The following is a 20,454-nucleotide window of genomic DNA, read 5'->3' on the forward strand; positions in this document are numbered from 1 at the left end:
CTAAGGGATATGCGGGGAGGAATGCGACAGAAGTCTGCATTCCGGCCGGGACATAGCGGACGAAAACCGCGAATTGTCCAAAGAATTCTGACGAGTCGCCGACAGGCCTCGGAGGAGAGCACGGAAGCCATGTCTCATGGGACGGACACCACCCTATGCCCTGCCGGCGACCGGCTCGGACCGCGCGCCCCGCGCGGGGCCTCCGGGCCCCGGACGCCCCGCAGGGCGCCGCACCGGCCGGCCGGTGGGCCGGATGGCACGACGCCCTGCGGGGGTCGTGAACGGGGCGCTGTGCCCCGGGGACTGAGTCCTCGTCAGCAGCCGCCGGCCACGGCCGGGATGATCGAGACGCTCGCGCCGTCCGCGATCTCGGTGGCCAGCCCCTCGGCGAAACGCACGTCGTCGTCGTTCACGTAGACGTTCACGAAACGGCGCAGCTTGCCTGCGTCGTCCAGCACGCGGGCGCTGATTCCGGCGTGGTTCTTCTCCAGGTCGGCGATGACCTCGGCCAGGGTGGCGCCCTCGGCACTCACCTCGGCGGATCCGCCGGTGTAGGTGCGCAGGATGGTCGGGATGCGGACGGTGGCACTCATGGGGGATCTCCTCGTTTGCAAACTTTGCAAAGCTGGTCAGGACGCCGGCGGACAGCCCGCTGCCCGCAGCGTCGAAACGGGGCGGCCGACGGTCAGGAGGACGCCAGGCCGGCGGCCCGGAAGGACTCCAGGGTCGGCCGGATGGTCGTGGTCAGCCCGGCGTCCGAGACGGCGTCCAGCGTCTTGAGACCGTCCCCGGTGTTGATCGCCACCGTCTCCTTCGAGGGGTCCAACTGACCGCTCTCCACCAACTTCTTCAGCACGCCGATGGTCACGCCACCGGCCGTCTCGGCGAAGATGCCCTCGGTGCGGGCCAGCAGCCTGATCGCCTCGACCACCTCGGCGTCGGTGACGTCCTCGACCGCGCCCCCCGTGCGCCGCGCGATGTCCAGCACGTACGGTCCGTCGGCCGGGTTGCCGATCGCCAGCGACTTGGCGATGGTGTCCGGCTTGACCGGGCGGATCACGTCCAGGCCGGCCTTGAAGGCCGTGGAGACCGGCGAGCAGCCGGCCGCCTGGGCCCCGAAGATCCGGTAGGGCCGGTCCTCGACCAGGCCCAGCTTGATCAGCTCCTGCAGGCCCTTGTCGATCTTGGTCAGCTGGGAGCCCGAGGCGATCGGGATGACCAGCTGCTCCGGCAGCCGCCAGCCGAGCTGCTCGCAGATCTCGTAGGCCAGCGTCTTGGAGCCCTCGCCGTAGTACGGGCGCAGGTTGACGTTGACGAAGCCCCAGCCCTCGCCGGCCGGGTCGCCGATCAGCTCGGAGCAGAACCGGTTCACGTCGTCGTAGTTGCCCTCGATGCCGACCAGCTCGCCGCCGTACACCCCGGCCATGACGACCTTGCCCTGCTCGAGGTCGTGCGGGATGAAGACGCAGGACTTGAACCCGGCCCGGGCGGCCGCCGCGCCCACCGCGCCGGCCAGGTTGCCGGTGGAGGAGCAGGAGAGCGTGGTGAAGTCGAAGGCCCGGGCGGCCTCGATCGCGCAGGCCACCACCCGGTCCTTGAAGGAGTGGGTGGGGTTGCCGGAGTCGTCCTTGACGTGCAGCTGAGCGGTGAACCCGAGCTCGCGGCCCAGGTTGTCGGCCTTGACCAGCGGGGTCCAGCCGGGGTTCAGGTTGGGCTTGCCGGCCACGTCCGCGGGCACCGGCAGGAGCGGGGCGTAACGCCAGATCGAGGCCGGGCCGGCCTCGATCCGCTTGCGCAGCTCGGCCGCGTCGTAGCCCTCGAAGTCGTAGGCGATCTCCAGCGGGCCGAAGCACTCCAGGCACGCGAAGCTGGGACCGAGGGGGAACCGGGTGCCGCACTCACGACAGGACAGCGCGGTGGCGGGTCCGAGGTCGACGGTGGTCGAAGCAGGGGTAGCGGTAGCCATGATGGCGGAGGCCTCTCTCCTCATCTTCCCCGTGACGCGGTCGCGCCACAGGCCGGAATTGGCACCTGTCCCGCCGGGCCGAAGGCGCCGGACGAGAAGGTTGCCGGGACGTCGACGGGCCGTTCCCTCAGTCCCTCTGGATGAGCTCTGTGAAGTTGTGGTCCTGCTCGGCGACCGACCCCGGCGTGCGAAGGTCTGATCGCGGTACGAAGACTGTATCCGAAGGCCGGGACGCAGACCCCGGGTGTCCGCAACGCGAGACGCTTTCTACAAGGAGTGAGATCTTGCCTGCCGAGCCGAACCCCGCGCTCCTTCCGGAGGCCGCCAGCTGGCTGAGCCGCCGGTCCTGGACCGCGGCCGAACGACCCGTGACCGACCTGCTGGCCGCCAAACGGGCGGCCGGGGCGGCCGGCACGGTCAGCGTGGTGCTGCCCGCGCTGGACGAGGAGTCCACGGTCGGTGAGATCGTCCGGGTGATCCGCCGCGAGCTGATGGAGCGCCTGCCGCTGGTGGACGAGCTGGTGGTGGTCGACTCCGGCTCCGCGGACCGCACCGCCGAGGTGGCGGCCGCCGCCGGCGCCCGGGTCGTGCACCGCGACGCGATACTGCCGCGCCTGCCGGCGGTGCCCGGCAAGGGCGAGGTGCTCTGGCGCTCGCTGCTGGTCACCCGCGGCCAGATCGTCTGTTTCGTCGACGCCGACCTGCGCGAGTTCGACCCCGTCTTCGTCTCCGGGATCGTCGGCCCGCTGCTCACCGACCCCGCGATCCAGCTGGTCAAGGCGATGTACGACCGTCCGCTGGAGACCGACGGCGCGGTGGTGCCGGCCGGCGGCGGACGGGTCACCGAGCTGGTCGCCCGGCCGCTGCTCAACCTGCACTGGCCGCAGCTGGCCGGCTTCGTGCAGCCGCTCGGCGGCGAGTACGCGGCCCGCCGCTCGCTGCTGGAGCGGCTGCACTTCCCGACCGGCTACGGCGTGGAGCTGGGCCTGCTGGTGGACGCGCTGGAGCTGGTGGGCCTGGACGCACTCGCCCAGGTGGACGTCGGCGTGCGCCACCACCGCCACCAGGACGGTCAGGCACTGGGCCGGATGGCCGCGACCATCTACCGCACCGCACTCGAACGGTTGGACCGCACCCACCGGTTGAAGGCCTCCGACGACCTGGCCCGCCCGGTGCTGACCCAGTTCTCCCGCTCCGCGCGGACCAGCGGTTTCATCGCCCACAGCCACCCGGTGACCGCCGTGGAGCGCCCGCCGATGATCGAGCTGCCGGAGTACCCGACGTTTGGCACCGGTGGACCACGGCAAGGTTGAAGACATGGCCGATCTCACGAGTGCTCGTGTCCTGGTGGCTTCCAACCGGGGTCCGGTCTCCTTCAGCAGCGGGCCCGACGGGTCGCTGACGCTGCGCCGCGGCGGCGGCGGGCTGGTCTCCGGGCTCTCCGCGATCGACGATCCGAACGCCGTCTGGGTCTGCGCGGCCCTCGGCGAGGCGGACCGCGCGGCCGCCCGGCGCTCACCGCAGGGGCGGCTGGACCGCGGCGGCTTCGACGTCGGCCGGCAGGCCGTCCGGATGCTGGACATCGATCCCGAGATCTTCGACCTGGCCTACAACGGCGTGGCCAACTCCACCCTCTGGTTCGTCCACCACCTGCTCTACGCCACCCCGACCTCGCCCGCCTTCGACGCCGGGTTCACCAAGGGCTGGGCCGCCTTCGAGGCCTACAACGCGGCCTTCGCCCGGGCACTGGCCGACGAGGCGGCCCCGGGCGCGGCGGTGCTGGTGCAGGACTACCACCTCACCCTGGTCCCCGCGCTGCTGCGCGAGCTGCGCCCCGACCTGCGGATCGGCTACTTCCTGCACATCCCGTGGGCCCCGGCCGACTACTTCCGGCTGCTGCCGGACGCGGTCGCCGAGGCGGTGCTGACCGGCGTGCTGGGCGCCGACCGGGCCGGCTTCCACACCCGGCGCTGGGCCGAGGCCTTCGCCGACTGCTGCGCGACGGTGCTCGGCGCCACCGTGGCGGGCCGCGGGGCGGGCGACGGCGCCGAACTCACCGTCGAGTACCGCGGGCGGACCACCCGGCTCGGGGTGCACAGCCTCGGCGCGGACGGCGAGTTCCTGCGCGAGCGGGCGCAGCGCCCGGACGTGGCGGAGCGGCTCGCGGCGCTGCGCGCCCAGGTGGGTGACTGCCGCACCGTGGTCCGGGTGGACCGCACCGAGCTGAGCAAGAACATCGTGCGCGGCCTGCTGGCCTACCGCCAGCTGCTGCGCGAGCGGCCGCAGTGGCGCGGCAAGGTGGTGCACATCGCCTTCGCCTACCCCTCGCGGCAGGACCTGGCCGAGTACCGCTCCTACACCCAGGAGGTGCGCCGGCTCAGCGCGCAGATCAACGAGGAGTTCGCCACCGACTCCTGGCAGCCGCTGATACTCCAGGTCGAGGACGACTTCGCCCGCTCGCTGGCCGCCTACCGGCTGGCCGACGTGGCCCTGGTCAACCCGATCCGGGACGGCATGAACCTGGTCGCCAAGGAGGTCCCGGTGGTCTCCGACCGGGGCTGCGCGCTGGTGCTCTCCCGGGAGGCCGGGGCCGTCGCGGAGCTGGCCGAGGACGCCCTGGTGATCAACCCCTACGACGTGTCGGCCACCGCCGAGGCACTGCACCGGGCGCTGAGCATGCCGGCCGACGAGCGCACCGAGCGCACCAAGCGGCTGGCCGCCGCGGCGACCGCGCTCTCGCCGCAGCAGTGGTTCCTCGATCAGCTCGCGGCGCTCAGCGCCCCGTAGAGCCCGTTCAGCAGCTCGACCACGCCGACCGGTCCGGGCACCACCAGGTCCGCCCGTTCGGCGACCTCGCGCACCGGCGGCTCGCCGGTCACCGGCCCGCTGGCCACCAGCGGGTTGGGCAGCCCCTCGCCGCGCAGCTCCTCCACCGCCGCGTAGGCCGCCAGGTCGCCCAGGTCGTCGCCGGCGTAGAGCACCGACCGCGCGCCGCTCTCACGCAGGAAACCGGTCAGCGCCACCCCCTTGTCGGCGCCGCCGGGCCGCAGTTCGACCACCAGCCGGCCCGGCTCCACGCTCAGCCCGTGCCGGGCGGCCAGTTCGCCCAGCGGGCCGCGCAGCAACTCCAGCGCGCCCTGCGGATCGGCCGCGCGGCGGGTGTGCACCGCCAGCGACCGGCCCTTGTCCTCGATCCCGACGCCCGCCGGGGCGGCCAGTTCGGCCAGCAGCGCGGGGAGTTCGGCGCGGACCGCGGCCACCCCCGGCGGCACCTGGGGAGCGGTGAACTCCCCCGTGGCGGCGTCCCAGCGCTCGGCGCCGTAGTGCCCCAGCACGGTCAGCCGTTCCAGTCCCGCGACCCCGGCGAAGCCGCCGAGTCGCAGCGCGCTCGCGGTGGGCCAGCCGGTGGCCACCGCGAGCGCGGCGCCCCGTGGTCCCAGCGCGGCCAGCGCGGCCAGCGCCCCGGGCGCCGGGTGGGCCTGCTCGGGGTCGGCCACGATCGGGGCCAGCGTGCCGTCGTAGTCCAGCGCGACGACGGCGCCGGCGGGGTCGGCCAGCAGGGCGGCCAGGGCGTCCCGGCCGGCGGCGGTGCTCGGGTGCAGCGCGATAGCCATGGCCGCACCCTACCCAGGCGGGCCCGCGGCGATGCGGGCCCGCGCCGGACGGCCGCCGGTCGGCGCCGGGCCGGCGGTCGGCGCGCCGGGGGCGGTCAGCGCTCGGCGCGGCGGACCTCGCGGATCCGGCGCAGCCGGTTGACCAGCACCGGGCTGTGCGCCAGCGCCTCGGGCCGGTCCAGCAGGCCGTTCAGCAGCTGGTAGTACCGGGTGCTGGAGATCCCCAGCTCCTCGCGGACGGCCTGCTCCTTGGCGCCCTGGGTCCGCCAGCTCCTGGCCTCCAGGGCGAGCACGGCCAGGTCGCGTTCGGTCAGTGCGGTCATCCGCCCATTGTGCCGCCGGGGCCCGACGCGCCCGTGCGGGCCCCGGACCGTACCCCGGACCGGGCGGCGGGGCGGGCCCGGGGCCGGGCAGCGGCTACTTGGGCTGCGCCTTCTTGTACTCGTCGGTGGCGAACTGCTGCAGGCCGCCGAGGACCGGGGTCGGGTCGCCCTTGACGGCCCCGCCGATCTCCTTCTTGATCCGCCCGCTGATGGTGTCCCACGCGGGGTCGCCCAGGGGGTAGAAGTTGGCGGCCGGCAGCGCGTCGAGGAAGGGCTTGAGGTCGGGGTGCTTGCCGCTGCTGGTCATGTCGTCCAGGGTGTCCTGGGTGACCGGGAGCAGGTTGTACTCCTCGTCGAACTTGAGGGTGTTCTCCTTGGTGTACGCGAAGTTGAGGAAGCTGCGGATCTCCGCGCGGTGCCCGTTGGCGCTGTAGGCCATCATCCAGTCGGCCACCCCGAGGGTGCTGGGCCTGGTCTGGGCGTCCTTGCGCGGGATCGACGCGGTGCCGTAGTCGATCTTGCCCTGCTGGGCCTTCTGCACCAGTCCGGGGTGCCCGTTGAGCATCGCCACCTTGCCGGCCGCGAAGTCGTCGAAGGCGGTCTGCCGGTTGGTGGTGCCCGGGTCGGGATAGGTCAGGTGGGTGTCGACCAGGTTCGCCTTGAGCCAGCTGAAGGTGCTCACGTTGGCCGGGCTGTCCAGGGTGTAGACGCCGGAGTCGTCGGTCAGCCCGCCGCCACCGCTCATGGTCCACATCATCGCCTCGGCCTGAGCCTCCTCGGGCCCCAGCGGCAGCGCGTACGGGGTGACCCCGGGCACCTTGGCCCGGATCAGCTCGGCGTCCGCCTTGAGGTCGGCCCAGGTGGCCGGGGGCTGGCTGATGCCGGCCTTCTGGAAGATCGTCTTGTTGTAGAAGAAAGTCCGCGAGGAGGAGACGAACGGGATGCCGTACTGGGTGCCGAGCACCTGGCCGGCCCGGGTGAAGACGTCCGGGAAGTTCGCCTCGGTGTCGATCGAGAGCACGTCGCGGGCCGGGTAGAGCTGGTTGGCGGCGACCTTGTCGGCGAAGCCGCCGGTCTGCACGATGTCCGGCGAGTGGCCGGCCTTGACCATCGCGGCGACCTGCTTGTCGATGTCGCTCCAGCTGATGACCTGGACGTCGACCTTGATCTTGGGGTTGGCCGCCTGGAAGCGGCTGGCCACGTCGTCCCAGTAGTGCTTGGAGCTGTTGGCGTCACTGTCGCCGTAGTCGGCGGCCACCAGCTTGAGGGTCACCGTGCCTCCGGCGCCGATACCGAGGGTTCCGCAACCGGAGAGCAGCAGGGTGCCGGTCGCCACGGCAGCACAGAGTCGGGACTTCAACGCGGAGACCGCCTTAGACGCACACGGGGAGGGTGGGGGCCTGCCGGGGGGACGGAAGGTGGCGCAAAGGTTGCCAAAGGCGACCCCCGGTGGTCCACACCAGATGCCCTCGAGCGCGGAACGTTACACAAGTGCCACCTCGCGTTGCACACCACGCAACGACCGGGCGCGGCACCGCGGGGCCCGGCGGGGCCCCGCCGGCACCGCTCAGACCGCCAGCACCCGCACGCCGGCGTCGGCGAAGGCCGCCGCCAGCTCCTCGTCGACCGCCTCGTCGGTGACCAGGGTGTCGATCCGGTCCAGGCCGCAGATCCGGGCGAAGGCGCGCCGGCCCAGCTTCGAGGAGTCCGCGGCCACCACCACCCGGCGGGCCCGCTCGGCCAGCAGCCGGTTGACGCTGGCCTCGCCCTCGTGGTGGGCGGTGGCGCCCGCCTCGACGTCCAGCGCATCCACGCCCAGCACCGTGACGTCCAGGGTGAGCTCGTTGAGCACGGCGGCGGCCAGCGGGCCGATCAGCTCGTAGGACTGCGGGCGGGCCACCCCGCCGGTCACCACGATCTTGACGGCCGGACGGACCGTCAACTCGTTGGCGATGTTGAGCGCGTTGGTGACCACCGTCAGCGACTGGCCGGCCCCCGCCTCGCCGCGCTCGGCCAGCTCGGGACGGACCGCGAGCGCGCGGGCCACCTCGGTGGTGGTGGTGCCGCCGTTGAGGCCGACCACCTCGCCGGGGGCGATCAGGTCCGCCACCGCGGCGCCGATCCGCTGCTTGGCGCCGGCGTTGCGCGCCGTCTTGTAGCGCAGCGGCAGGTCGTAGGAGACGTTGTGCGCCACCGCGCCGCCCCGGGTACGGGTCACCATCTGCTGGCGGGCCAGCTGGTCGAGGTCGCGGCGGATCGTGGCCGCCGACACGCCCAGCGCGGCTGCCGCCTCCTCGACCTCCAACTTGCCATGCTCGGCAAGGAGTTCGAGGAGCCCGTTCCACCGCTCGTATCTGGACACGCCTGGATCCCTTCGATTCGGCCACGACTGCGTGCTCAGCGTCGCACAGCGGCGCCGCCGGGACCCGCGGGTCCGCCGCCACCGTCCAGACTATTGCGCAATCCTGCGCGAAAGAGCTATAAATCAATCAGTTTCACGCAGACGACTAAGGGAGAAGCGGACCATGACCGGCATGACCGCCACGGACGGCTCCAGCACGGACAGCTCACTGACCGCCGAGGAGCTCGCCACCCAGCCCGCCTGCTGGCGCCGCGCGGCGGCGCTGGTCGAGACCTCGGCCGCCGCCCTGCCGCGGGTCGGCGAGCGGGTCGCGGTGGTGGGCTGCGGCACCTCCTGGTTCATGGCGCAGTCCTACGCCGCGCTGCGCGAGGGGGCCGGGCTCGGGGAGACCGACGCCTTCGCGGCCTCCGAGTTCCCCTACGGCCGCCGCTACGACCGCGTCCTGGCGATCACCCGCTCGGGCACCACCACGGAGGTGCTCGCCCTGCTGGAGCGCCTGCGCGGCAGCGTGCCCAGCACCGCGATCACCGGCGACCCGGCCACGCCGGTGATGTCCGCGGCCGACCGGGTCGTGGTACTGGACTTCGCCGACGAGCGCTCGGTGGTGCAGACCCGCTTCGCCACCACCGCGCTCGCCCTGCTGCGGGCCCACCTGGAGAGCCAGGGTCCGGCGGCACCCGGCGTGGGCACCCTGGCGCAGGCCGCCGCCGACGCCGAGCGGGCCGTCGCCGAACCACTGCCGCCAACGGTGCTGACGGTCGATCAGATCAGCTTCCTGGGCAGCGGCTGGACCAACGGCCTGGCCCTGGAGGCCGGCCTCAAGATGCGGGAGGCCGCCCGGTTCTGGACCGAGGCGTACCCTGCCATGGAGTACCGGCACGGTCCGATCGCGATCGCCGCGCCCGGCCGGGCGACCTGGATGTTCGGCTCGCTGCCCGCCGGCCTGGCCGAGGACGTCGCCCGCACCGGCGGCCTGCTGGTGGCCGACTCCGGCACCTCGGGGCTGGACCCGATGGCCGACCTGGTCCGGGTGCAGCGCCTCGCCGTGGCCCTGGCCGCGGCGCGCGGACTGGACCCGGACAACCCGCGCAGCCTGACCAGGTCGGTGCAGCTCTGACCGATTTTCGGGGCACACCGCCCCCGAAGCGACGAAACTCACCCCATCCGGACCAGACCAATCCGACCACTGGACTAGACCTCTCCTCCTCGGTCAAGGGAAACTGTCCCCCGTGAAGCACGTCATCGCACTCGATGTAGGCGGAACCGGCATGAAGGCCGCGTTGCTCGCCCAGGACGGCTCCGTGCTGTTCGAGGCACGCCGACCGACCGGGCGGGAGCACGGCACGGACGCCGTCGTCGCCACCATCCTCGACTTCGCCGCCGACCTGGCCGCCGAGGGGCTGGCCCGATTCGGGCAGGCCCCGCTGGCGGCCGGCGTCGCCGTGCCGGGCACGATCGACGAGGAGAACGGGATCGCGGTCTTCTCGGCCAACCTCGGCTGGCGGGACCTGCCGATGCGCGCCCTGCTCGGCGCGCGGCTCGGCGGCCTGCCGGTCGCCCTGGGCCACGACGTCCGCTCCGGCGGGCTGGCCGAGGGGCGGATCGGCGCCGGCCGCGGGGTCGACCGCTTCCTGTTCATCGCGCTCGGCACCGGCATCGCCGGGGCGATCGGGATCGGCGGACGCATCGAGGCCGGCGCGCACGGCTACGGCGGCGAGATCGGCCACGTGGTGGTCCGCCCCGGCGGCCCGCTCTGCGGCTGCGGCGCCCGCGGCTGCCTGGAGACGCTGGCCTCGGCCTCCGCGGTCTCCCGGGCCTGGGCCGAGGCGAGCGGGGACCTCGACGCCGACGCGGCCGGCTGCGCGCTGGCCGTCGAGGCCGGCGACAAGCGCGCGATCGCGCTGTGGCAGAACGCGGTGGACGCCCTGGCCGACGGCATCGTGGTGGCGCAGAGCCTGCTCGACCCCTCGACGGTGATCGTCGGCGGCGGGCTGGCCGAGGCCGGCGACACGCTCTTCACTCCCCTGCGCGCGGCGATCGCCGAGCGGCTGACCTTCCAGATGCCACCGGAGGTCGTCCCCGCCGCGCTCAAGGACACGGCAGCCTCCCTGGGCGCGGGACTCCTGGCCTGGGACCTGCTCTCCGTGACCACGCCCGCGGCCGAACCGGTACCCGGCGGCGCGGCGACCCTGCTTCCGAGTGGAGAGTGATCGTGTGACTACTGTGCGTACCGCGCTGGCCGGGGCCCGGCTGGTCCTGCCGAGCGGCGTCGTCGAGGACGGCCGGCTGGTCTTCTCCGGCGCCGCCATCGAGGAGATCGGCGGCGAGCGGACCGCCGGGGACCTGGACCTCACCGGCTACACGGTGGTGCCGGGCTTCGTCGACCTCCACGTGCACGGCGGCGGCGGCGCGTCCTACGCCGCCGGCATCGCCGAGGAGGCGCTGACCGCGGCACGCACCCACCTCGAGCACGGCACCACCACCACCGTCGCCTCCACCGTCACCGGGGAGATCGACGAGGTCTGCCGGCAGGCCGCGGTGCTCTCCGAGCTGGTCGAGGACGGGGTCCTGGCGGGCGTCCACTTCGAGGGCCCCTTCATCTCCCCCGGCCGGTGCGGGGCGCACCGCCCGGACCTGCTGCGCGAGCCGGACCCGGCGCTGGTGCGCAAGCTGGTGGACGCCGCCCGCGGCACCGCCAAGATGGTCACCCTCGCGCCCGAGCTGCCCGGCGGCCTGGAGTCCGTGCGGATGCTCGCCGACCTCGGGGTGATCGCCGCGGTCGGCCACACCGACTCCGACTACGCCAAGACGCTGGAGGCGATCGAGGCCGGCGCGAGCGTGGCCACCCACCTGTTCAACGCGATGCCGGGCATCCAGCACCGCGCCCCGGGTCCGATCGTCGCCCTGCTGGAGGACGAGCGGGTCACCGTCGAGCTGATCAACGACGGCACCCACCTGCACCCCTCGGTGCTGGACCTGGCCTACGGAACAGCCGGCGCCGGCCGGGTCGCGCTGATCACCGACGCGATGGGCGCGGCCGGCATGGGTGACGGCCTCTACCCGCTGGGCCCGCTCCAGGTGCGGGTCACCGACGGGGTGGCCCGCCTCGTCGAGGGCGGCTCGATCGCGGGCTCCACGCTCACCCTGGACGTGGCCTTCCGGCGCTCGGTCACGGTGAACCGGCTGAGCCTGTCGCAGACCGTGCGGTCCATCTCCACCGTCCCGGCCGCGCTGCTGGGACTCGCCGACTCCACCGGCTCGCTGGAGGTCGGCAAGAACGCCGACCTGGCCGTGCTCGACTCCGAGAGCTACGAGCTGGTCGCCGTGGTCCGCCGCGGCGAGTGGATCAGGGGAGCCGAGCGCTTCACCCGCTGACGCCCGGCCGCACCGGGCTCAGCCCGCGGCCGCGCTCGGGTAGGAGCCGTTCACGTCCATCCCGGTGACCGCCACCTGGTCCACCAGCACCGGACCTCCAGCCGGGATCGTCACCGTCACGGTGTTGGTCCCGGCCTGGAGTTGCGGCCATATGTTGGTGTAGGTCCAGGAGGTCGAGGGGTCGGCGCCCTTGGCGCTGTAGCTCTTGAAGGTGGTGCCGCCCGGGTGGTCCTGGCCGTTCACGCTGACCGGGGCCTTCACCGGGTCGCCGTTGTTGCTGTAGTGCACCCAGAACTTGTACTGCCCGGCGCTGGGCACGGTGACCGACCAGCTCGCCGTGGAGCCCTGCTGGAGGGTCAGGTAGCTGCCGTCGGCGGAGATCGCGCCCTTGACCGTGCTGGCCGCCGGGGCGTTCTGCGCCTGCGCCTTGGAGGCGTCGATGAAGGTGGTCGAACCGGTGGTGGCACTGGCCGCGCCGGACGGCGAGGGCGACGGCGAGGCGCTGGCGGGGGCCGACGGGGAGTGGCTCGCGGTGCTCGCCGCGGTCGCCGGCGAGCCGGCCGCACCGGTCTTGGGGCTCTTGCCGTCGTTGCCGGACAGCGCGATGCCGGAGCCGATCGCGATGGCCGCGACCACCGCCACCACGCCGATCACCGGGCCCTTGCCGCGCCCGCGCGGGGCGTCCTCGCCCGGCTGCGGGCGCGACCGCTCGGCGTAGCGGGACTGCTGGTGCGGCACCTGCGTGGTCTGCTCGCCGCCCGGGCCGTGCGGCCGGTGCGGCTGCTGCTGCGGGGGACGGCCGGGCTGCTGGTAGGGGGTCTGGGCCGGCTGCCCGTACTGGGCGCGGCCCACCTCCATCGGGCGGTTGTACGCGGTGCGCGGCGCGACGGGCGCGCGGTCGGGCGCCGCCTCGCCCTCCGCCGGGCGGTAGAGGTAGGCGAACGGGTCGTCGTCCTGCGGGGCCTCGCCCGCACCGCCCTCGGGCGCTCCGCTGCTGCCGTCCGTCATCCCGGTGGTCAACTCCCCAAGCCGTGTCTGCCCCAGAGCCGTGTCGGGCCGTACCACGGCACCCTACCCGCAGCACATGACAGGGCGAAAAGCCAGCCTCAACGGACGCTCAACACCGCGCCGGGCCCGGCCGTGGGGCTTGTCCGACAAGTCCTACACGGCGCGGCGGTGCGAGCGCTCGCCGCGCGCCCCGCGCACGGCGCCGCCGCGGGCCCGCTTCTCGTCGTACATCCGCTTGTCGGCGGTGTTCAGCACCTCTTCGATGCTCATGCCGCAGCCCGCCCAGCCGATGCCCAGGCTGACCCCCACCCGCATCACCCGCCCGGCTATCCGCATCGGCGGGATGATCGCGTTGCGCAGCCGGACCGCGAGGTCGGTGGCCTCCTCACTGCCGATGCCGTCCGCCAGCACGACGAACTCGTCGCCGCCCAGCCGGGCCACCGTGTCACCCTCACGGACCACCTGCTGCAGCCGGCGGGCCACCTCCACCAGCACCGCGTCGCCGGCGTTGTGGCCGAACCGGTCGTTGACCGACTTGAAGCCGTCCAGGTCGCAGAAGAGCACCGCGAGCCCCTTGGGCCCCAGCGCGCCGGCGCCGGCCCGGTGCGGGCGGCCGCGTCCGCCCGCCGCCGGACCCTGCCAGGGCTCGGGCGCGGCCCCCTCCAGCTCGGTGGGCACCACCGCGTGCACGTGCTCGGGCTGCGCGGCGGCGCGGCCCACCGGGCCGCCGTACCCGCCGTACCCGAGCCGCTCGGGCGCCGGGCCGCGGTCCGAGTAGCCGTGCACCAGGGCGCTGCGCGGGCCCGCGCCGTAGGCGGCCGCGGCACCGCCGGGCCCCTGGCCGTACGGACCGGCCGCGCCCTCCAGCACCTGCTGCCCGGTCCGCGGGCTGTGCGGCCCGTAGGAGCCCGAGGAGCCGTGCGAGGCGGCCGCCCCCTCCAGCGCGCACGGGCCGGGCGGTGCGGCCCCGTGCGCGGCCGCGCCGCCCGGCCCCTGCGGCAGCGCGCAGATCCGCCGGGCGAGGCGGGCCCGCAGCTCGGAGCCGTTCGGCAGGCCGGTGAGCGCGTCGTGGCTGGCCCGGTGGGCGAGCTGGAGCTCGTGCCGCTTGCGGTCCTCGATGTCCTCGACGTGGGTGAGCAGGAAACTCGGCCCCTCGGCCGCGTCGGCGACGATCGAGTTGCGCAGGCAGACCCACTGGTAACCGCCGTCGCGCCGGGACAGCCGCAGCTCGGCGCGGCCGCTCTCGGCGCTGGTGCGCTCCAGCAGGGCGCGGTCCTCGGGGTGCACGAGGTCCAGGAAGCTCTGCTGGCGCAGCGCGGCGCGCGGGCGGCCCAGCAGCCGGCAGAGCGCGTCGTTGACCCGGGTCAGCTGACCGCGGGCGGCGCCGTGCAGTTCGGTGATGGCCATCCCGCTCGGGGCGTACTCGAACGCCTGCCGGAAGCTCTCCTCGCTGGCCCGCAGCGCCTGCTGCTCCTTCTCCAGCCGCGCCAGCGCGCGCTGCATCTCGGCCCGCAGCCGGGCGTTGCCGATCGCGATCGAGGCCTGCAGGGAGAACATCTCCAGCGCCTCGCGGGTCCAGGCGCCGGGCCGCTTGCCGCTGCGCGGGCGGTCCACGCTCAGCACCCCGAGCAGGTCGCCGCCGGCGCTGTACATCGGGGCCAGCAGGCCGTCCTCGGGGTGCCAGTCGTTGGCGTAGACCGGCAGCGGGCCGTCGCCCGTCCAGCGCGGGATGTCGGCGCCGACCGCCCAGCCGCGGTCGTGCGGCAGGAAGCGCAGGGTGCCCCAGTGGTCGCTGACGCTCAGCAGGCGGTCCCAGGACTCGCGCGAGCCGACCTGGCCCAGCAGCACCGCGGGCCCGCCGAACTCGCGGTCCTCGTACTCCCAGACGGCCGCCACCACCAGGTCGCCGTCCGGCCGCACCAGGCTGACGGCGGCGGCGTCGAAGCCGAGCCCGTGCACCGAACCCTCGACGACGGCCTGCAGGGTGCCCGCCAGGCTGCGGGCAGCGTTGAGGTCCGCCACGACCCGGTGCAAGGTGCGGAGGGTCGCGAGGCGGACGTAGGGCTCCGACTCGGCTTCCATGCGGGGGCTCCCCGGCTGCTTCGGATAGGTCTTGATGGTTATCGTCCGATTGCCAGAAGAACTGAATCACAGCGAGCACAGCATTCGGCACGCTCGGTCAGCAATAGGTCGTCACTTGTGACTCAAATCACAGAACGCATAGACAGGCAAACCCGGTTCATCTCGGTCATGCCCGGACACGATGTTGCGATGGCCACCTTCGAGGTCGGTCGTGAACGGCCTGATCTGTAGCACCCTGCCCGCCGCCGGGCCCTACGGCTTCACCCCCGGGGGTGAGCGGCGGCCCTCACGGGGTGAAACCGCCCGGCCACTCGGCCGATGGTCGCAGCCGGACCTAGGTCCTCGGCCGGATGCCACCGGGCCCGGCCTGCGGCTACCGTGCGGTACGTGTCCATGTCGCCGCAGCCCGCCGCTGCCTCCCTCGCCACGCCGGACGAGTTCCGGGCCGCCCTGTCCCAGCTGGCCGCCGGGGTCGCGCTGGTGACGGTCCACGACCGGGACCCCGACGACGGGGGGCCGGGCGAGGACGCCGGCATGACCGCGACCTCGTTCCTGTCCGTCTCGCTGGAGCCGCCGCTGGTGCTGGTCTCGGTGCGCGAGGACTCCCGGATGGACGAGCTGCTCTCCCGGGTCGACTGCTGGGCGGTCTCGCTGCTCGGCGAGCAGCACCGCACGCTGGCCTCGCGGTTCGCGATGAAGGGACGCCTGAGCGACCGGCTGCTCTTCGCGGACACCCCGCACGAGCGCGGCCCGGCCAGCGGCGCGCCGCTGGTCACCGGGGCGCTGGCCACCGTCGAGTGCCGCACCGAGCAGCGGATACCCGCCGGCGACCACACGCTGGTGATCGGTCGCGTCCTGGAGGCCCGGGTCCCCGCCCCGGACGGCCGCCCGCTGCTCTACTTCCGCGGCGGCTACCGCAAGCTGGGCTGACTTTTTTGTGGCTCGGTTCGCCTCCGGGCGCTCTTGACCCGGTGCCGAGGTGCCTGGCTGGGGTCAGTGGGAGGGCTCGCGTTCGCCCCCGCCCCGCGCGTATCCGTCCCGCGGGCATCCCCTGCGGGCGGTTCAGCCGTCGGCGCCCTTCGGCTCACTCGCCCCGGGGGGCGGTGCGGCCGCGCTTGAGCTCGGCGCGGTGCTTCTTGTTCGTCAGGCGGCGCTCGACCATGCCGCGGCTGGGCTTGGTGGCCCGCCGGGCCTTGGGCGGCGGGGCCGTCGCCTCGCCCAGCAGCGAGGCCAGCCGGGCCGCGGCCACCTCGCGGTTGCGCCACTGCGAACGGTGCTCGGAGGCGCGCACCACCAGCACCCTGCCGTCCACCAGGCGGCCGGCCAGCCGCTCCAGGGCGCGCTGCTTCCACACCTCGGGCAGCGCGTCGGAGGCGGCCAGGTCGTAGCGCAGCTCGACCTGGGTGTCGGAGGTGTTGACGTGTTGGCCACCGGGGCCACTGGACCGGGAGAAGCGCCAGACGAGCTCGGCGTCGGGGACGATCACCGAGCCCCGCACGCGTATGGGCTCGGGCATGGCTCCATCATCCCCGCCCGGCGAGGGCGCCGTCACGTGGTTATCCCCGCCCGCCCGGTGCCGGACAATGAGCGACGTGATCGAGCTCGGCTACTCCCTCTCCCGCCGCTTCCCGGACCCCCCGCAGACCGACTACCGCTCGGCCTCGGTCCACGCGCTGCGCCACGACCTGTTCTGCGGCGACGTCTACCTGGACGCCGACGGCCAGGAGTTCTCCACAGCCTGGGGATGGGTGCCGGTGCTGGACTTCGCCTGGGCCCTGTGCGACATCGTCGAACTGCTGGACGAGGACCCGCGCGGCAGCCGGGCCGCCACCATCCGCACCGCCGACCTGGACTTCACCCAGTCCACCGAACTGCTGCGCTTCGCCCGCCGCTTCGGCCTGGTGGAGGTCTCGGCGACCTGGCTGGACGGCCCGCCGGCCGTGATGCGCCACGCCGAGCTGCGCCGCGAGGCCCGCGACTTCCTCCAGGACGTGCTGGCCGACCTCTTCGACCTGCACCCCGAGCTGGCCGACAACGCGAACATCTGGACCGTTCAGGGCCGCTTCCCCCGGGTGTGACCGGAAGGTGGTTGGCTTGCCCCGGGAACCGCGGCCGAGGTGCCCCGCGTTCCTACCCGCAGGGGAACCGTCAACGAAGGGACACCAGAACCATGCCAGTGAGCCTCTCCAAGGGCGGCAACGTCTCTCTGACCAAGGAGGCCCCGGGCCTGACCGCGGTCACCGTGGGTCTCGGCTGGGACGCCCGGACCACCACCGGCACGGAGTTCGACCTGGACGCCAGCGCGATCGTGCTCAGCGCCGAGGGCAAGGCCCTGTCCAACGGGCACTTCGTCTTCTTCAACAACCTGAAGACCCCCGACGGCACCGTCGTGCACACCGGCGACAACCGCTCCGGTGACGGCGCGGGCGACGACGAGGCGATCAACGTGGCGCTGGCGAACCTGCCGGCCGAGGCCGACCGGATCGTCTTCCCGGTCACCGTCTACGACGGCATCGCCCGCAACCAGAGCTTCGGCCAGGTCCGCAACGCCTACATCCGGGTGCTGAACGCGACCGGCGGCGCCGAGATCGCCCGCTACGACCTGTCCGAGGACGCCGCGACCGAGACCGCGATGATCTTCGGCGAGCTGTACCGCAACGGCGCCGAGTGGAAGTTCCGCGCGGTCGGCCAGGGCTACGCCTCCGGCCTGGTCGGCATCGCCCAGGACTTCGGCGTCGACGTCTGACCCGAGCGAAGAAGCCGGGCCCGGCTCGGCTCCCCCGGCACGACGGGCCCCGCGGGCACGCGCTGCGCGCGCCCGCGGGGCCCGTCCGTCCCACCCCCGGCGGCCCTCAGCGGGTGGCGCGCAGCTCCGGCAGGTCCAGCAGCTCGGTCTCGTCCTCGGGGGTCAGGTCGACCACCGCGCGGTGCTGCTCGTCCGCCTCCTGCGCCTCGGCACCGGCCACCTCGTCACCGAGCACGTCGGCGAGGTCGTCCGGGCGCCCGGCCGGCGCTCCCAGCTGCTCGGCCAGCTCGCCGGCCAAACCCACCGCCGGCGCCGGCGTGGCCGCCCGCAGGGCCGCCCCCGCCGCCGCGCCGCGCCCGAAGAAGCTGAAGCCCGAGCCGCGCGCACCGCTCGGCTGCGGGCGCGGGCGCTGGCGCTCGACGGGGACCATCGAACTGCTCGGCGCGCCGGCCTGCTGCTCCGCCGGGGCGGTCAGCACCGGACGCACCGGGGAGGCCGCCACCGCGGCCCGCTCGCCGGGCGCCGGACGGCGCACGGCGGGCTCCAGCCGGCCGATCCGCTGGGAGGGGGCCGCCTGCTCGTGCGAGGGCCGGGCCTCGGCCGGTGCCCCCGCCACGGCCGCGCTGGGGCCCACCACGATCTCGCGCGGCGCGGACAGCTCGCGCGGCACCGCCGGCGAGCGCCGGGCGGCGGCCCGCTGGGCCTCGCGCTCGGCCTCCTCGGCCCGCCGGGCCAGCGCGCGCAGCGCGTTCGCCGCCCGCAGGTAGGCCACCGGCGTCACCGGGTGCTTGGGGCGCGCCGCCTCGATCGCCCGCTGGACCGCCTCGGCCTCCTTGAGGGCCTGCTCGGCCGCCTGCACCGCGCGCTCGCGCAGCAGCCGGGCGATCTCGGTCTCCGCCTTCGCCAGCCGGGACTTCTCCGCGGTCAGCCGCCGGCCGAGCCGGGTGGCCCGCTCCTCGGCGACCTCGGCGGCGTACTCGGCCTCGGCGAGCTGCTCCTCGAAGCGCTCCTCGTCGCGGATCCGGCGCACCGCGGCGACGTCGGCCGCCGCCTGGGCGGCGCGGTCGCGCTGACGGAGCACCAGGCCCAGTCCCAGCACCGCGAGTACCGCCGCGACACCCACCGACCTGACCACCACCTCGTCCCCGCTGACCGCCAGTGCGGCCAGTGCGCCCACCGTGAGGACGGCGGCCGTGGCGGGCGGCAGGGCCCGGCTGAGGAGTGAGGAGTGTCGGTGGCGTCCGCGAGGCATGGACAAGAAACTAGCGTGCGAATAGAGGCCCTGTCAGCCTCGGGCCCGATCCGGGCCTTGACAGCCCGCGTCCGCCACCGGGCGTGCCCGGTGGCGGACGGTGCGTCAGCGGGCCGAGGGGGCCGCGCCCTTGCCCTCGCCGCCGCCGTCCTGCGGCAGCTTGCAGATGTGCTGCAGCCACAGCGCCGCCGCGATGACACCCCCGCCGGCCAGCACCGCGAGCCCCGCGGTGATCACCGCGCTGCGGTGCGCGCCGAGGTCCGGCAGCGTGAGCAGGAAGATCCCCAGGCCCGCGTAGATGCCGGTGACCACCGAGGAGACCAGTGCGCTGGCCTGACCGAGCACCACCGCCCGGGCCGCGCCGAGCGGGTCGACCGGCTTCGCGCCCGGGACCCGGTCGCGCACCGCCTTGAGCCGCGCGCGCAGCGACAGCGCGGTGCCCAGCAGCACCACCGCGATCACCGCCAGCACCACCGGGGCGGCGGCGGGCACCGCGGGCGCCGCGTCCAGCGAGTTCCAGAGCTTGGCACCGGCCCAGGCCAGGGCGGTCGAGACCACGACCATGCCCAGCAGCAGGCGCAGGCGGAGCGGCTTCACGCGGACAGCGTCCTTCCGTACGGTTCGATCGCGGCTACCGGGAGCCTACTCCGGCAGACGCAGCTGGATGTCGGCGCGGCGCTGGACCCCCTGGGCGCCCTCGCCGCCGAGACCCGCGAGCAGTTCGGCCACCTTGCCGTGGCCGGTCAGCTCGCCGTCCGGGTCGGCGTCGACCCAGGGCGCCAGGACGAAGGCGCGCTCGTGGGCCCGCGGGTGGGGCAGCAGCAGGACCGGGTCCTCACTGGTGACGCCCTCGTAGGTGAGCAGGTCGACGTCCAGGGTGCGGGCACCCCAGCGGACCGTGCGGACCCGGCCGAAGGCGTCCTCGATCGCGTTCGCGCGCTCGAGCAGCGAGTAGGGCGGCAGCGTGGTGCGCAGCACGACCACGGCGTTGTAGTAGGCGGGCTGCTCGTCGGGGCCGCCCAGGGCCGGGGTCTCGAAGACCGCGGAGACCGAGGTGATCCGCAGGCCGGGGGTGTCGGCGAGGGCGTCCACCGCCCCCTGCAGGGTCTCCAGCCGGTTGCCGAGGTTGCTGCCCAGCGCCACCACCGCGGTGCGTGGGTTGTGCAGCGTGGTGTCGGCGCTGTCCACCCGGCGCTCCAGGTCGAAGGTGGTCGGCGAGGCCGTCGGGTCGCTGGTACTCATCGGATGTCCTCTGCGGCAGGAAGCGCGGCGGCGGGGAGCACGGGAGCCCTCACGCGCGGCCCCGGTGGATGGTGATGGTCACGTCGTCGAACGGCACGGTGATCGGCGCGTCGGGCTTGTGCACGGTGACCTCGACCTCTTCGACCGCCTCGTGCTTGAGGCACTGGTCGGCGATCCGCTGGGCCAGGGTCTCGATCAGGTCCACCGGCTCGCCGGCGATGATCGCGGTGACCTCCTCGGCCACGATCCCGTAGTGGGCCGTGCGGGTGAGGTCGTCGCCGGAGGCAGCCGGACGGGTGTCCAGGTAGAGCACGAGGTCGACCACGAAGGTCTGCCCCTCGATCCGCTCGCGCTCGAACACACCGTGGTGACCACGGGCACGCAGGCCCCGAAGGCTGACGCGGTCCAGCAACTGAATCACTGCTCCTGATCTTGGAACGGCAGGCGCCATCGCCCGCCGTCCATCGAATCTACCCGTGTGCGC

21 protein-coding genes and 1 riboswitch are annotated in these 20,454 nt (G+C 73.9%); of the genes, 8 read left to right on the forward strand and 13 right to left on the reverse strand.

All coding sequences use genetic code 11. The annotated features are described in order from the left end of the window. Positions 1–314: 314 nt before the first annotated feature. The gene (locus tag ABD323_RS15175; protein ID WP_344442087.1) at positions 315–593 is read right to left on the reverse strand and encodes a MoaD/ThiS family protein; all 279 of its coding nucleotides are present in this window, start codon (positions 591–593) and stop codon (positions 315–317) included. A 92-nt stretch (positions 594–685) separates the two neighbouring features. Further along, a complete protein-coding gene (gene thrC, locus ABD323_RS15180) occupies positions 686–1,966 on the reverse strand; it encodes a threonine synthase (protein WP_344442089.1) in 1,281 nt (426 codons plus the stop codon). A gap of 17 nt (positions 1,967–1,983) precedes the next feature. After that, a riboswitch (SAM riboswitch) is annotated at positions 1,984–2,113 on the reverse strand. A 137-nt stretch (positions 2,114–2,250) separates the two neighbouring features. Between thrC and ABD323_RS15185 the strand changes: the two genes are divergently transcribed. Both ABD323_RS15185 and ABD323_RS15190 read left to right on the forward strand, forming a co-directional pair. Beyond that, positions 2,251–3,279: a glucosyl-3-phosphoglycerate synthase gene (locus ABD323_RS15185; protein ID WP_344442090.1), complete on the forward strand. Its 1,029-nt coding sequence runs from the start codon at positions 2,251–2,253 to the stop codon at positions 3,277–3,279. Positions 3,280–3,283: 4 nt separating this feature from the next. Then, positions 3,284–4,753, forward strand: coding sequence for an alpha,alpha-trehalose-phosphate synthase (UDP-forming) (locus ABD323_RS15190; protein ID WP_344442091.1), 1,470 nt, complete (start codon positions 3,284–3,286; stop codon positions 4,751–4,753). On the opposite strand, the gene otsB is transcribed toward ABD323_RS15190, so the two are convergent. The 4 genes from otsB to ABD323_RS15210 form a co-directional block, all read right to left on the reverse strand. Next, complete coding sequence (otsB, locus tag ABD323_RS15195; protein WP_344442092.1) at positions 4,726–5,580, reverse strand: trehalose-phosphatase; 855 nt, start codon at positions 5,578–5,580, stop codon at positions 4,726–4,728. The genes ABD323_RS15190 and otsB overlap by 28 nt on opposite strands. Positions 5,581–5,675: 95 nt before the next feature. Beyond that, entirely contained in the window at positions 5,676–5,903 is a 228-nt protein-coding gene (locus ABD323_RS15200) for a DUF3263 domain-containing protein (protein ID WP_344442093.1), read from the reverse strand. 94 nt (positions 5,904–5,997) lie between these two features. Further along, complete coding sequence (locus ABD323_RS15205) at positions 5,998–7,239, reverse strand: extracellular solute-binding protein (RefSeq protein WP_344442094.1); 1,242 nt, start codon at positions 7,237–7,239, stop codon at positions 5,998–6,000. A 231-nt stretch (positions 7,240–7,470) separates the two neighbouring features. Then, positions 7,471–8,265: a DeoR/GlpR family DNA-binding transcription regulator gene (locus ABD323_RS15210; protein WP_344442095.1), complete on the reverse strand. Its 795-nt coding sequence runs from the start codon at positions 8,263–8,265 to the stop codon at positions 7,471–7,473. A 172-nt stretch (positions 8,266–8,437) separates the two neighbouring features. Between ABD323_RS15210 and ABD323_RS15215 the strand changes: the two genes are divergently transcribed. The 3 genes from ABD323_RS15215 (at position 8,438) to nagA (ending at position 11,640) form a co-directional block, all read left to right on the forward strand. Beyond that, a complete protein-coding gene (locus ABD323_RS15215; RefSeq protein WP_344442096.1) occupies positions 8,438–9,382 on the forward strand; it encodes an SIS domain-containing protein in 945 nt (314 codons plus the stop codon). A 112-nt stretch (positions 9,383–9,494) separates the two neighbouring features. Beyond that, the gene (locus tag ABD323_RS15220; protein WP_344442097.1) at positions 9,495–10,475 is read left to right on the forward strand and encodes an ROK family protein; all 981 of its coding nucleotides are present in this window, start codon (positions 9,495–9,497) and stop codon (positions 10,473–10,475) included. Positions 10,476–10,479: 4 nt separating this feature from the next. Further along, positions 10,480–11,640, forward strand: coding sequence for an N-acetylglucosamine-6-phosphate deacetylase (gene nagA, locus ABD323_RS15225; RefSeq protein WP_344442098.1), 1,161 nt, complete (start codon positions 10,480–10,482; stop codon positions 11,638–11,640). Positions 11,641–11,658: 18 nt separating this feature from the next. Here the strand turns inward: nagA and ABD323_RS15230 are convergent, their stop codons facing one another. Next, positions 11,659–12,648, reverse strand: a complete 990-nt coding sequence (locus ABD323_RS15230; protein WP_344442099.1) for a carbohydrate-binding protein — start codon at positions 12,646–12,648, stop codon at positions 11,659–11,661. Between the two features lie 153 nt (positions 12,649–12,801). Further along, positions 12,802–14,730 (reverse strand): GGDEF domain-containing protein, encoded by a 1,929-nt coding sequence (locus tag ABD323_RS15235; protein ID WP_344442100.1) that lies wholly within the window; start codon positions 14,728–14,730, stop codon positions 12,802–12,804. Positions 14,731–15,123: 393 nt separating this feature from the next. Between ABD323_RS15235 and ABD323_RS15240 the strand changes: the two genes are divergently transcribed. Next, positions 15,124–15,660, forward strand: a complete 537-nt coding sequence (locus ABD323_RS15240; RefSeq protein ID WP_344442115.1) for a flavin reductase family protein — start codon at positions 15,124–15,126, stop codon at positions 15,658–15,660. 154 nt (positions 15,661–15,814) lie between these two features. Here the strand turns inward: ABD323_RS15240 and arfB are convergent, their stop codons facing one another. Further along, entirely contained in the window at positions 15,815–16,246 is a 432-nt protein-coding gene (arfB, locus tag ABD323_RS15245; RefSeq protein ID WP_344442101.1) for an alternative ribosome rescue aminoacyl-tRNA hydrolase ArfB, read from the reverse strand. Between the two features lie 76 nt (positions 16,247–16,322). Between arfB and ABD323_RS15250 the strand changes: the two genes are divergently transcribed. Together ABD323_RS15250 and ABD323_RS15255 are read left to right on the forward strand one after the other, a co-directional pair. Continuing rightward, positions 16,323–16,808, forward strand: a complete 486-nt coding sequence (locus ABD323_RS15250; protein WP_344442116.1) for a hypothetical protein — start codon at positions 16,323–16,325, stop codon at positions 16,806–16,808. A 92-nt stretch (positions 16,809–16,900) separates the two neighbouring features. After that, positions 16,901–17,476 carry a TerD family protein gene (locus tag ABD323_RS15255; RefSeq protein ID WP_344442102.1) on the forward strand — a complete coding sequence of 192 codons (576 nt, stop codon included), beginning with the start codon at positions 16,901–16,903 and terminating at the stop codon, positions 17,474–17,476. 106 nt (positions 17,477–17,582) lie between these two features. Here ABD323_RS15255 and ABD323_RS15260 read toward each other — a convergent pair whose 3' ends face one another. From ABD323_RS15260 to folB, 4 genes are all read right to left on the reverse strand, one after another. After that, positions 17,583–18,728 carry a hypothetical protein gene (locus ABD323_RS15260; RefSeq protein ID WP_344442103.1) on the reverse strand — a complete coding sequence of 382 codons (1,146 nt, stop codon included), beginning with the start codon at positions 18,726–18,728 and terminating at the stop codon, positions 17,583–17,585. A 105-nt stretch (positions 18,729–18,833) separates the two neighbouring features. After that, positions 18,834–19,325 (reverse strand): DUF3180 domain-containing protein, encoded by a 492-nt coding sequence (locus ABD323_RS15265; protein ID WP_344442105.1) that lies wholly within the window; start codon positions 19,323–19,325, stop codon positions 18,834–18,836. A gap of 45 nt (positions 19,326–19,370) precedes the next feature. Then, positions 19,371–19,970 carry a 2-amino-4-hydroxy-6-hydroxymethyldihydropteridine diphosphokinase gene (gene folK / locus ABD323_RS15270; protein ID WP_344442107.1) on the reverse strand — a complete coding sequence of 200 codons (600 nt, stop codon included), beginning with the start codon at positions 19,968–19,970 and terminating at the stop codon, positions 19,371–19,373. A gap of 49 nt (positions 19,971–20,019) precedes the next feature. Further along, entirely contained in the window at positions 20,020–20,379 is a 360-nt protein-coding gene (gene folB, locus ABD323_RS15275; protein ID WP_344442118.1) for a dihydroneopterin aldolase, read from the reverse strand. Positions 20,380–20,454: the final 75 nt, after the last annotated feature.

Origin of the sequence: Kitasatospora nipponensis (assembly GCF_039528135.1) — a bacterium.
GTDB lineage: Bacteria > Actinomycetota > Actinomycetes > Streptomycetales > Streptomycetaceae > Kitasatospora > Kitasatospora nipponensis.